This is a genomic window from Streptomyces kebangsaanensis (assembly GCF_001906585.1).
Lineage (GTDB): Bacteria > Actinomycetota > Actinomycetes > Streptomycetales > Streptomycetaceae > Streptomyces > Streptomyces kebangsaanensis.
This window is the reverse complement of the sequence record NZ_JUJA01000163.1, coordinates 41781-53898: the sequence shown is the minus strand read 5'-3', so window position 1 is coordinate 53898 and position 12118 is coordinate 41781. Positions and strand designations below refer to the sequence as shown.

At 69.5% G+C, this 12118-nt stretch carries 11 protein-coding genes; 5 read left to right on the top strand and 6 right to left on the bottom strand.

Going from position 1 to position 12118, the window contains the following annotated elements; all coding sequences use genetic code 11:
- Positions 1-13 precede the first annotated feature (13 nt).
- Both RH94_RS31920 and RH94_RS31915 read right to left on the bottom strand, forming a co-directional pair.
- Positions 14-511, bottom strand: a complete 498-nt coding sequence (locus tag RH94_RS31920) for a GNAT family N-acetyltransferase (protein ID WP_073951828.1) — start codon at positions 509-511, stop codon at positions 14-16.
- A gap of 10 nt (positions 512-521) precedes the next feature.
- The gene (locus RH94_RS31915; RefSeq protein ID WP_079189266.1) at positions 522-857 is read right to left on the bottom strand and encodes a type II toxin-antitoxin system TacA family antitoxin; all 336 of its coding nucleotides are present in this window, start codon (positions 855-857) and stop codon (positions 522-524) included.
- Positions 858-1515: 658 nt separating this feature from the next.
- Between RH94_RS31915 and RH94_RS31910 the strand changes: the two genes are divergently transcribed.
- Positions 1516-1695, top strand: coding sequence for a PIN domain-containing protein (locus tag RH94_RS31910; protein ID WP_407697383.1), 180 nt, complete (start codon positions 1516-1518; stop codon positions 1693-1695).
- 14 nt (positions 1696-1709) lie between these two features.
- Here RH94_RS31910 and RH94_RS31905 read toward each other — a convergent pair whose 3' ends face one another.
- Positions 1710-1919, bottom strand: coding sequence for a DUF397 domain-containing protein (locus RH94_RS31905; protein WP_073951827.1), 210 nt, complete (start codon positions 1917-1919; stop codon positions 1710-1712).
- The gene (locus tag RH94_RS31900) at positions 1916-2791 is read right to left on the bottom strand and encodes a helix-turn-helix domain-containing protein (protein WP_073951826.1); all 876 of its coding nucleotides are present in this window, start codon (positions 2789-2791) and stop codon (positions 1916-1918) included. Before RH94_RS31900 ends, RH94_RS31905 begins: the two co-directional genes overlap by 4 nt.
- Before the next feature lie 375 nt (positions 2792-3166).
- On the opposite strand from RH94_RS31900, the gene RH94_RS31895 reads away from it, so the two are divergent.
- A complete protein-coding gene (locus RH94_RS31895; protein ID WP_073951825.1) occupies positions 3167-6163 on the top strand; it encodes a bifunctional [glutamine synthetase] adenylyltransferase/[glutamine synthetase]-adenylyl-L-tyrosine phosphorylase in 2997 nt (998 codons plus the stop codon).
- A gap of 205 nt (positions 6164-6368) precedes the next feature.
- Here the strand turns inward: RH94_RS31895 and RH94_RS31890 are convergent, their stop codons facing one another.
- The gene (locus tag RH94_RS31890) at positions 6369-7208 is read right to left on the bottom strand and encodes a phosphatase PAP2 family protein (RefSeq protein WP_073951824.1); all 840 of its coding nucleotides are present in this window, start codon (positions 7206-7208) and stop codon (positions 6369-6371) included.
- Positions 7209-7283: 75 nt separating this feature from the next.
- Positions 7284-8318 carry a LacI family DNA-binding transcriptional regulator gene (locus RH94_RS31885; protein ID WP_267893413.1) on the bottom strand — a complete coding sequence of 345 codons (1035 nt, stop codon included), beginning with the start codon at positions 8316-8318 and terminating at the stop codon, positions 7284-7286.
- Between the two features lie 448 nt (positions 8319-8766).
- Here RH94_RS31885 and RH94_RS31880 point away from each other — a divergent pair, with 448 nt between their 5' ends.
- The 3 genes from RH94_RS31880 (at position 8767) to RH94_RS31870 (ending at position 12065) form a co-directional block, all read left to right on the top strand.
- A complete protein-coding gene (locus RH94_RS31880; protein ID WP_073951822.1) occupies positions 8767-10041 on the top strand; it encodes an extracellular solute-binding protein in 1275 nt (424 codons plus the stop codon).
- 88 nt (positions 10042-10129) lie between these two features.
- Positions 10130-11134 carry a carbohydrate ABC transporter permease gene (locus tag RH94_RS31875; RefSeq protein WP_073951821.1) on the top strand — a complete coding sequence of 335 codons (1005 nt, stop codon included), beginning with the start codon at positions 10130-10132 and terminating at the stop codon, positions 11132-11134.
- Between the two features lie 16 nt (positions 11135-11150).
- Positions 11151-12065, top strand: a complete 915-nt coding sequence (locus RH94_RS31870) for a sugar ABC transporter permease (protein ID WP_073951820.1) — start codon at positions 11151-11153, stop codon at positions 12063-12065.
- The last annotated feature ends 53 nt before the right edge of the window (positions 12066-12118 follow it).

The window sequence follows — 12118 nt, the reverse complement described above, 5'->3', positions numbered from 1 at the left end:
CGATATGCGAGTTCTAGACGCCCCTCAAATCCTTTTCGATGGCGCTGATCTTGCGATACATTCGCATTTCCCCGGGAATTCGTTCGAAACCGTAACGGCTGTAGAAAGCCGCGGCCTTTTCATCGATTGCGTCGACAATGACGAATCGGGCTGCTACACGTTGGACCGCTGCGACGGTCTGCCCCAGGGCGTCGGCGAGCAGTACTCCGCCAAGCCCTTGGCCTTGTAGCGTTTTGTCGATGGCCAGTCGTGCCAACAAGACAGCCGGCATTTGATCCGGTGAACCTCGGCCCAGTTTCGGCGGTAGCTCCTGCCTTTCCACCAGGTGCCCTGCCAGCGAGTAGTAGGCGAGGACAGTGGGATCATCAGAGGTGCACCACACGAAGGTGCTCGCCGTCCGGTTCCGCTGGCAGTGCAACGCTGAAGATGTCAACCAATCGTTCAGCGATTCCTGGCCGCAATCGAACGTCTGCAGGAGATGTCGATCGCTGATCGATTCCGATTCGTACACGAACTCGGCCTTATGCCTTCCTGATGATCTCCTGGGCCCGGGCCGCCGCCCTGGACAAAGCAGTGTTTGCTTCATCTGGCTCGTTCAACGAAGCCACCATGGCTTCGTAGAAGTCAGGCGGTACGACCGTCACCTGTTCGCGTCGCAATACGTCTTGTGCTGCCTGCCTTACGGCCTGCAGCACGAATCCCGTAGTGGTTGCGTGACTGGTCTTTGCGGCCCGCTCGATCAACTTCTTGTCTTCTTCGGGGATGCGGATCTCTAGGCGGGATGTGTTGCTGCGTGTGAGTTGCTGGCTTCGGTTTGTCCGGTCCTTAGTCTTTCGGTCCTTGGTCGTCTCGCTCATGGGAAGGGTTCTCCATCTGGTGAGCCCCACTGGAAAGGAGGGTGGCTACGTCCTCCCTTCCCTGCGTGCGGGTGGGACTCGCCTCTAAGGTGCCGCTCTCTGCCTCAGTCAAGAGCAAAGAGGGCGGGTGGCGGGATGTACGTACAGTGTCCGTACAAGGGTCTGGTGTTGTCAAGCGGGCATGGCATGTAGCAACGCACACCGGGCTACAAGCTCAATGTCTCTGCCCAGGTGACGGCGTCCTGGTCAGCCTCGTAAGAAGGCTGAAGGTTCGCGCTGACGCCGGGCCGTCTCTGGGTCGTCGAACGCCGAGCAGGTGTAGTTGCAGGACGTGCTCGTCGCGGGCGCCGCGCACCGTCTTGCCGTCCGCGGCGCCCCGGAGCAGCGGCGAGTCTCCGGTGATCCCGGCCAGTTGGTTGGTGGTTATGGGCCTGGAGGAAGTGGCCGACGGCGGCATCGAGGACATCGGCGTCCACGCGGGCCAGGGCTCGGGTGAGGGTGGTGGCCACCGGCGGCTTGTCGGGGCTGCCGTCGGGGACTTCGAGGGCGGCGAGGACGCCGGCGCCCTGGCCGCGAGCCCAGCGGATCACGCCGCACAGCATGGCGCAGGCAACCAGGCCCAGGAGCCTCGCTGGCGCCAGAGATCCTCGACGCCGCGTTGTCCGTGCGGGCCCGGTACGCATCGCTCGACCTGGACCTGGTGGACGCGATGAACGGCGTCCTCGCCGCCGAGTACGACACGGACGCGGTCCTCACCAGGGGCCTACGGGACTTCCGGACCGTACGGCCGGTGGGGGGCCGGTACTCCTGCTTCCGGATCCTCCCGGACGACATCTGAGTGATTCTGCGAGGTCAGTTCCCGCCGGCGAAGGCCACGAAGTCGGCCCACGCGGCCGGCGTGAGAGCGAGACGGGGGCCCCGGGTGGTTTTGGAATCCCGGACGTGGACGGTGGCGGGGGCCATGGCGACTTCGACGCAGTCACTGGGGTTGCTGCTGTCGCTGTAGGTGCTCTTGAACCAGGTCAGTTCGACAACGTCGCCGGCTGATTCCCTGCGGTTCATGTCTCCCCCAGCAGTTGTTCGATGAAGGTGAGTGACTCTCGTGCGGTCAGAGCCTCGGCCCGGATGATGCCATAGCGCAGTTCGAAGATCCGCAGATGCCGGAGGTCGGAGACAGGACGGTTGCCGAACTCGTCGTCGGCCCGGCCAACCGCCGTGCCGTCCGCGAACTTCAGCACCTGAATTCGCCCTCCCGTTCCCGGGTGGTCCCCACGAGACGTGGGCATCACCTGGACCTCGACGTGACGCAACTGCGCTACCTGCAAGAGGCGTTCGAGCTGCCTGCGCAGCACCATCCTGCCTCCGACGGGGCGGCGCAAGGTCACCTCTTCCTGGACAAAGCTGAGTTCCGGAGGGGGAGTGCGTTCGAAGATCGTCCTACGCGCCATACGGGCGGCGAGTGCCCGTTCCAGCTCATCCTCCGACAGCGTCGGCCGCCGCGTGCTCAGGAGAGCCCTCGCGTACTCCTCGGTCTGCAGAAGCCCGTGCAGGTTGTGACTGCCGTACGAGAGGAGTTCTACTGCCTGGGCCTCCAGCATCGCCAGGTCCCGTACCTTCTTCGGGTACCGGACCTTCCTCACGTCCTCCCACGTCGCCGAGATGAGCCCATCCGCGCGCAACACCTCGTCAGCCTTGTCCAGGTACTCCTGCCGGGGAATCCGCTTGCCGCCCTCGATCTTGTAGACGAGGTCGTCCCCGTACCCCATCGCCGTCCCGAACTCGGCGACCCGCATCCCCACCGCCTCCCGCCGCAGCTTCAACTGCCGCCCCACGGTGGCGATCACCGCCACGCCCCACTCGTCGTCCGGGTCCACCTCCCACCCCGGCTCGTCCGCCTCTTCCCCGAGCCGTACCGCCTCGCCATCCACCGACATCCGCACCCCTCCGTCGTACGCGTCGTATCGCGACGTATCCGACGGTAGAGGCATCGGCCACGCTGAGTGACAGGAGCGACCTGGAGGTCACACCCACGAGTGAAGTAGCTCTGTGGGCGGACAACAAGTGGAGGGTTTGGGCCACCCCGCTGGGGCAAAACCGCAGGTCGCGCCCCTCCGCCGTGGCTCGAACCCTCCACTTGCCCCAGAGGGCCTGCTCGGTGAGGCGATGGCGATCACTTGGTGCGCCTGCCCCCTGCTCGGGGTGTGCCCGGCGTCTCCGAGACACCGAAAGCGAGGGCCGCTGCCGAAGCCCGAGCCCGATGCTCCGGTTAGGCTCTGGCCAGGACGGGCTCGATCCGACGGGAGGCCGGGATGACGGCGCCGGGGCGCAGGAGCAGTACCTTCACTCGGCTGCTGCGGCACGGCTTCACCGATGCCTCGGGGGCCGAGCGGCTGCTGGAGGGGCCGGAGCTGGCCCCGCTCAGGGACGATCCGGTGCTGCTGGAGGCGCTGGGGGGCACCGCCGACCCGGATCTCGCGCTGCGGGGGCTCGTGCGGTTGCTCGAGGCGCAGCCCACGCCGACGGACCAGCGGGAACTGCTCGACACGCTCATAGCGGCCAAGCCGCTGCGCGACCGGCTGCTCGGTGTGCTCGGCTGCTCCGCCGCGCTCGGCGACCACCTCGCCCGGCACGCCGGTGACTGGCGGGCGCTCGTCACCTACGAGCCGCGCGACCTGCACCCCGGGGTGGCGGAGTTCGAGCGCGGGCTCGCGGAGGCCGGCGACCCCGTCGCGCTGCGCGTCGCCTACCGGCGCTGTCTGCTGTCCATCGCCGCCCGCGACGTGTGCGGCACCACCGACGTGGCCGAGACCGCCGCCGAGCTCGCCGACCTCGCCACCGCCACCCTGCGCGCCGCCCTCCGGCTCGCCCGCGCCGCCGCGCCCGAGGACGACGCGCTGTGCCGGCTCGCGGTGATCGCCATGGGCAAGTGCGGCGGCCACGAGCTGAACTACGTCTCCGACGTCGACGTGATCTTCGTGGGGGAGGCGGTGAAGGGGGCGGACGATGCGAAGGCGCTCAGGGCCGCCACCCGGCTCGCCTCGCACATGATGCGGATCTGTTCCGAGACGACCGTGGAGGGGTCGATCTGGCCCGTCGACGCCAATCTGCGGCCCGAGGGGCGCAACGGGCCGCTCGTGCGGTCTCTCAGCAGTCATGTGGCCTACTACCAGCGGTGGGCCAAGACCTGGGAGTTCCAGGCGCTGCTCAAGGCCCGGCCGGTGGCCGGCGACGCCGAGCTCGGCGGGCAGTACGTCGCCGCGCTCGCCCCGCTGGTCTGGCAGGCCGCCGAGCGCGAGAACTTCGTCGCCGACGTGCAGAAGATGCGCCGCCGTGTGGTGGAGAACATCCCCGTGTCCGAGGTCGAGCGCGAGCTGAAGCTCGGGCCGGGCGGGCTCAGGGACGTCGAGTTCGCCGTGCAGTTGCTGCAGTTGGTGCACGGGCGGACCGACGTGTCGTTGCGGAGCGGGTCCACGCTGGACGCGTTGCAGGCGCTGGCCGCGGGGGGTTACGTCGGCCGGGTGGACGCCGTGCAGCTCGACGACGCCTACCGGTTCCTGCGCTCCCTGGAGCACCGTATCCAGCTGTACCGGCTGCGGCGCACCCACCTCGTCCCCGAGGACGAGGCCGACCTGCGCCGGCTCGGGCGGTCGCTCGGCCTGCGCAGCGACCCGATCACCGAGCTCACCCGGGAATGGAAGCGGCACACCGGCGTCGTGCGACGGCTGCACGAGAAGCTGTTCTACCGGCCGCTGCTCGACGCGGTCGCCCAACTCGCGCCCGGTGAGGTCCGATTGAGTCCCGAGGCGGCTCGGGAGCGGCTGGTCGCGCTCGGGTACACCGATCCGGCCGCGGCCCTGCGGCACCTGGAGGCCCTCGCGTCGGGGGTGACGCGGAAGGCCGCGATCCAGCGGACGCTGCTGCCGGTGCTGCTGGGGTGGTTCGCCGACTCCGCCGATCCGGACGCGGGGCTTCTCAACTTCCGCAAGGTGTCGGACGCGTTGGGGAAGACGCCGTGGTACCTGCGGCTGCTGCGGGACGAGGGGGCCGCCGCGGAGAACCTCGCGCGGGTGCTGTCCGCCGGGCGGCTCGCGCCCGATCTGCTGATGCGGGCGCCGGAGGCCGTCGCGCTGCTCGGAGACGGTGACGGAGGCGGGCTCGCGCCGCGTGGGCGGGCGCAGTTGGAGCAGGAGATGCTTGCCGCGGTGGGGCGCGCGGAGAGCGCCGAGCAGGGGGTCGCGGCCGCCCGTGGCGTGCGGCGGCGGGAGCTGTTCCGTACGGCCGCCGGCGACATCGTCGGCTCCTACGGCACCGAGGCGCAGCCCGTGGAGGCCGATCAGGGCGCGCTCGTGGACCGGGTGGGCGGTGCGGTGTCGGACCTGACGGCGGCGACGCTGGCGGGCACGTTGCGGGCGGTCGTGCGCGAGGGCTGGGGGGACACCCTGCCGACCCGGTTCGCGATCATCGGGATGGGGCGGTTCGGGGGGCACGAACTGGGTTACGGGTCGGACGCGGACGTGCTGTTCGTGCACGAGCCGTGGGACGGTGCGGACGAGCGGGAGGCCGCCGAGGCCGCGGGGCGGGTCGTCGCCGAGATGCGGCGGCTGCTGCAGGTTCCGAGCGGAGATCCGCCGTTGCTGATCGACGCGGACCTGCGGCCCGAGGGGCGCAACGGGCCGCTGGTGCGGACGCTGAAGTCGTACGAGGCGTACTACCGGCGGTGGTCGCAGGTGTGGGAGTCGCAGGCGTTGCTGCGGGCCGAGTTGGTGGCGGGGGACGAGGAGCTGGGGCGGCGGTTCGTGGAGCTGATCGACCCGCTGCGGTATCCGCGGGGCGGGCTGGGCGATGACGCGGTGCGGGAGATCCGGCGGCTGAAGGCGCGGATGGAGTCCGAGCGGGTGCCCCGGGGGACGGATCCGAAGCTGCACACCAAGCTGGGGCCGGGTGGGCTGTCGGATGTGGAGTGGACCGTGCAGCTGATGCAGATGCGGCACGGGGCGAGGGAGGCGTCGCTGCGGACTCCGCGGACCCGGCAGGCGCTGGCGGCGGCCCGGGGGGCGGGGCTGGTGTCCGAAGAGGACGCCGCGACGCTGGACGAGGCGTGGGTGCTGGCCACGCGGGTGCGGAACGCGGTGATGCTGGTGCGGGGGCGGGCCGGGGACACGTTCCCCACGGAGTCCCGGGAGCTGGCCGCGGTGGGGCGGTATCTGGGGTACGGGCCCGGGCACGTGGGGGACATGCTGGACGCGTACCGGCGGACCGCCCGGCGGGCTCGGGGGGTCATGGAGGCGTTGTTCTACGACACGTAGCCGCGTCCGCGGGTGCGGGTTCTGTGCCTGCGGTGCGTGGGTGGGTCGGGGCCGTGGGGGTGCGGGTGCCTCCGGCGGTGGGTGCGGGTGCGCCCGCGGTGCGTGGGTGGGGCGGGGCCGTGGGGCGGCTGCGGGCATCGCGTCGCCCACCCGTCGAGCGGACCCACCCCTGCGGTCACCCGAACTCCGCACAGCGTTCGAGTTCCTACGCCTCCGCCGGCTGCAAAGCCACCGCCCTCGGCAATGCGTGCGGCAGCGCCCCGTACCAGGCGCGGGCCGCCGTGAAGCCGAAGGAGAGGCACAGGACGCCGCCGACCGCGTCGAGCCAGAAGTGGTTGGCGGTGGCGACGATGACGACCAGGGTGGCCGCGGGGTAGAGCAGGCCGAGGACGCGGGCCCAGGGGACCGTGCACAGGGCGAAGAGGGTCAGGCCGCACCACAGGGACCAGCCGATGTGCATGGACGGCATCGCGGCGTACTGGTTGGACATGTGCTTGAGGTCGCCGGAGGCCATCGAGCCCCAGGTGTTGTGGACCTGGACGGTGTCGATGAAGTGGCCGCCGGTCATCAGGCGTGGAGGTGCCAGGGGGTACAGGTAGTAGCCGAGCAGAGCCGTGCCCGTGGTGATGAAGAGGGTGGAGCGGGCCGCCGCGTAGCGGCCGGGGTGGCCGCGGTAGAGCCACACCAGGACGCCGATGGTGACCACGAAGTGCAGGGTCGCGTAGTAGTAGTTCATGCCGACGATCAGCCAAGTCACCGAGTTCACGGCATGGTTGATCGAGTGCTCGACGGCGATGCCCAGGTGGTGCTCGGCGCTCCAGATCCAGTCGGCGTTGCGCAGGGCCTGGGTCTTCTGTTCGGGGACCGCGTTGCGGATCAGCGAGTACGTCCAGTAACTCACCGCGATCAACAGGATCTCGAACCACAGCCGGGGCCGGCGGGGGGTGCGCGGCCGGCGTACGGCAGTGGGGCGGCTGTCCTCCGTGACGGGGGGCGGGACGGCCTCTTCCCGGCCTTCCGGTCGCGTCACGGTCGTGTCACCCATGGGCACAGAGTGTGCCAGACAAACCTTCCCGGGACGATCACCCCCCGGTCGGGTTCTGCTCACACGTTCTCCGCCTTACGGACGGTTCCTGTCCCCGGGGGCCGAAGCGGTCGAACCGCGTACCACCAGCTCCGGCATGAACACGAACTCGCTGTGCGGCGCGGGTGTCCCGCCGATCTCCTCCAGGAGCGTGCGCACCGCCGCCTGGCCCATCGCCGGCACCGGCTTGCGGACCGTGGTCAGGGGCGGGTCGGTGAAGGCGATCAGGGGGGAGTCGTCGAAGCCCACGACCGAGACGTCCCGGGGGACCTCCAGGCCGCGCTGCCGGGCCGCGCGGATCGCGCCGAGCGCCATCATGTCGCTGGCACAGACGATCGCCGTGCAGTCGCGGTCGATGAGCGCCGTCGCGGCCGCCTGGCCGCCCTCCAGGGTGTAGAGGGAGTGCTGGATCAGTTCGGACTCGACGACGTCCGGGGGCAGGGCCAGTTGGTCCTGCATGGCCTTGACGAAGCCCTCGATCTTGCGCTGGACCGGGACGAAGCGCTTGGGGCCCAGGGCCAGGCCGATGCGGGTGTGACCCAGGGAGACCAGGTGGGTGACGGCCAGGGTCGTCGCCGCGCGGTCGTCGGGGGAGATGAAGGGGGCCTGGACCTTCGGGGAGAAGCCGTCCACCAGGACGAAGGGCACGCCCTGGGCGCGCAGGCGCTCGTAGCGCTCCATGTCGGCCGTGGTGTCCGCGTGCAGGCCGGAGACGTAGATGATGCCCGCGACCCCGCGGTCCACCAGCATCTCGGTCAGCTCGTCCTCCGTGGAGCCGCCGGGGGTCTGGGTGGCGAGCACCGGGGTGTAGCCCTGCCGGGTCAGCGCCTGGCCGATGACCTGGGCCAGCGCCGGGAAGATCGGGTTCTCCAGCTCGGGGGTGATCAGGCCCACCAGGCCCTCGCTGCGCTGCCGCAGCCGTACCGGGCGCTCGTAGCCCAGGACGTCGAGGGCGGCCAGCACGGACTGGCGGGTGGCGGCGGCGACGCCCGGCTTCCCGTTGAGGACGCGGCTGACGGTCGCTTCGCTCACCCCCGCCTGGGCAGCGATGTCGGCAAGCCGTGTGGTCACATGAGTGGACTGTACCGGTCGCCTCCCGCCCTGCCCACCGGTCGGCCGCCTGGTGCGCGCCGTTGGACGGCCCGTTGCGGGCTGCTGCGTCATCGCGTTCCCTCGTGTTCGGTCGGCGTCCGGTCGACGTCCGGGTCTCGGCGTCCGGTCCGCAACGGGATGATTCCTCCCCCGCCACCGTATGGCAAGGGCTTGCAGAGTCTTGCACAAGTGTCCGAGACCCCGCCCACCCGCGTGAAATCACGCTCGTTGGGCGGGTGCGAACAGGTCACGAAGGCGTAACCTTCGCGATCTCTTGCACTTTTTTTCTGCAAGGTCTTTCGCAGCGCTTGCAACGCTGTTACTTTCACCGTCGCCCGGCGGCGGCAATGGCGCGGTCGGCACTTCGGCGGGAGCGGCGGACGGGACCGCTTCCCGCTCACGGGCTTTCACCCTCAAGGAGAACTTCATGCGGCGTGGCATAGCGGCCACCGCGCTGGTGGCGTCCCTCGCCCTCGCGGCGACGGCCTGCGGCGGGAGCGACAGCGGCAGCGACAAGTCGGACGGTCCGGTGACCATCACCTGGTGGGACACCTCCAACGCCACCAACGAGGCTCCGACGTACCAGGAGCTGGTCAAGCAGTTCGAGGCGGCCAACAAGGACATCAAGGTCAAGTACGTCAACGTGCCCTTCGACCAGGCACAGAACAAGTTCGACACCGCCGCCGGCTCCAAGGGCGCCCCGGACGTGCTGCGTGCCGAGGTCGGCTGGACCCCGGCCTTCGCCAAGAAGAGCTACCTGCTGCCGCTGGACGGCACCGAGGCCCTCGCCGACCAGGGCAAGTTCCAGCCCAGCCTGATCGAGCAGGCCCAGTACGAGGGCAAGACCTACGGCGTTCCGTTCGTCACCGACACTCTGGCTCTCGTCTACAACAAGGACCTGTTCAAGAAGGCCGGCATCACCGAGGCCCCCAAGACCTGGGACGAGCTGAAGAAGGCCGCCGCCAGGATCAAGGACAAGACCGGCGTCGACGGCTACTGGGGCTCCACCCAGTCCTACTACGCCCAGAGCTTCCTGTACGGCGAGGGCACCGACACCGTCGACGCCGGCGCCAAGAAGATCACCATGAACTCGGCCGCCGCGAAGAAGGCGTACGGCACCTGGCTGGGCATGTTCGACGGCAAGGGCCTGCACAAGGCCGACACCACCGCCGACGCCTACGCCCACATTCAGGACGCGTTCGTCAACGGCAAGGTCGCCGCGATCGTCCAGGGCCCCTGGGAGATCACGAACTTCTACCAGGGCTCCGCCTTCAAGGACAAGGCCAACCTGGGCATCGCCACCGTCCCGGGCGGCTCCTCCGGCAAGGCGGGCGCCCCGACCGGCGGCCACAACCTCTCGGTCTACGCCGGCTCCGACAAGGCGCACCAGGAAGCGGCCCTGAAGTTCGTGAAGTTCATGACCTCGGCGAAGTCCCAGGAGACCATCGCCCTGAAGAACTCCACGCTGCCCACCCGCGACGACGCCTACACCGACCAGGTCAAGACCGACCCCGGCATCGCCGGCTACCAGGGCGTCCTCCCCGCCGCCCAGCCGCGCCCGGCGCTGCCCGAGTACAGCTCCCTGTGGGGGCCGCTCGACACCGAGCTGGTCAAGATCGCCGCCGGCAAGGTGTCCCTGGACAAGGGCCTGAGCGACGCCGAACTCGCGATCACCAAGCTGGTCCCGGACTTCAGCAAGTGAGCCGCCGTGGCCGCCGGGCCCTCCGCGGAGGGCCCGGCGGCCACCGGCCTGTGTGCCCTGCCCCTGAACTTCCAGAAGGTGTCGAACCATGACAGTCGCCCTCGAGAGCGCGACCGCCAAGCCCGGCGGCGGGCGCGGCCGCGGCCCCGGCCCGCTGCAGCGCCTCAAGCACGGCTACCAGAAGTACTGGTACGCCTACGCGATGATCATCCCGGTCGTCGTCGTGCTCGGCGTCCTGGTGGGCTACCCGCTGGTGCGGGGCTTCTACCTGACGCTGACCGACGCCGACAGCCTGAACTCGGCCCGCACGATCGGCGTCAACCACATCGACGCCACCTACAAGTTCATCGGGCTGGACAACTACAAGGACATCCTGTTCGGGCCGACCGCCTACGACCGGTTCTGGTCCCACTTCCTGTGGACGGTCGTGTGGACCGCGCTGTGCGTCTTCCTGCACTACACCATCGGCCTCGGCCTCGCCCTGCTGCTGAACCGGAAGGTGCGCGGCCGCACCTTCTACCGCCTGATGCTCATCCTGCCCTGGGCCGTGCCCACCTTCGTCACCGTCTTCTCCTGGCGGATCATGCTCGCCGACTCCGGCGTGCTCAACCAGGTGCTCGGCGCCCTGCACCTGCCCCAGCCGCACTGGCTGGAGGACGTCTTCTGGCAGCGGTTCGCCGCCGTCATGGTCAACACCTGGTGCGGTGTGCCGTTCATGATGGTCTCGCTCCTCGGCGGCCTGCAGTCCATCGACGCCTCCCTGTACGAGGCCGCCGAGATGGACGGGGCGAACGCCTGGCAGCGCTTCCAGCACGTCACCCTGCCGGGCCTGCGCTCGGTCAGCTCCACCGTGGTCCTGCTCGGCGTCATCTGGACGTTCAACCAGTTCGCCATCATCTTCCTGCTGTTCGGCAAGACCTCCGCCCCGGACGCACAGATCCTCGTCACCTGGGCCTACTACCTCGGCTTCGGCCAGCAGCCGCGCGACTACGCCCAGTCCGCCGCGTACGGCGTCCTGCTGCTGTCGATCCTGACCGTCTTCACCTCCTTCTACTTCCGCTGGCTGAAGCGCAATGACCAGCTCGCCATCTGACGCAGGAGCCCCCACGATGAGCACCACGACCCTCGACACCGCCGCGTCACCGGCCGCGTCCGCGACCGCGGCCGGCGCTCCCCGGCGGCGCGTGCGGCGGCGCGGGGAGGGCGGACCGCTGGCCCGCACCGTCACCCACGGCCTGCTCGTGCTGGCGAGCCTGATCGCCGCGGCCCCGGTCGCCTGGCTGATCTACCTCTCGCTCGGCCCGGACAAGACCGACTACCTGCACCCGGGCGCCATCGCGGAGAAGATGACGTTCTCGAACTACACGTTCGTGCTCCAGCACACGAACTTCTTCAAGTGGCTCCAGTCCACGATGATCGTCGCCCTGGGCACCGCCCTGGTCGGCGTGGCCTTCGCCGCCACCACCGGCTACGCGGTCTCCCGCATGCGCTTTCCCGGCTACCGGTCGCTGATGTGGATGCTGCTGCTCACCCAGGCGTTCCCGATCGCCGTCCTCGTCGTGCCGATGTACGAGATCTTCTCCGAGCTCGGCCTGATCGACACCTACGGCGCGCTCATCCTCGTCAACTGCTCGACGGCCGTCCCGTACTGCGCCTGGCTGATGAAGGGCTACTTCGACACCATCCCCGTCGAGATCGACGAGGCCGGGCGCGTCGACGGCCTCAGCCCGTTCGGCACCTTCCTGCGGCTCATCCTGCCGCTGGCCAGGCCGGGCCTCGCGGTCGCCGGGTTCTACAGCTTCATCACGGCCTTCGGCGAGGTCGCCTTCGCCTCCGTGTTCATGCTGGACGACGAGAAGTACACCTTCGCCGTCGGTCTGCAGAGCTTCGTCAGCGAGCACGACGCCCAGTGGAACTACATGGCCGCGACCGCGGTGTTGATCGCCGTCCCGGTGGCCGCTTTCTTCTACCTTGTCCAGAAAAACCTGGTCACCGGCCTCACCGCGGGAGGCACCAAGGGCTGACCCCCACCGGCCGGCAACCGGCTCCCGCGCGCCTGACCGCGCGGGTGGCGGCC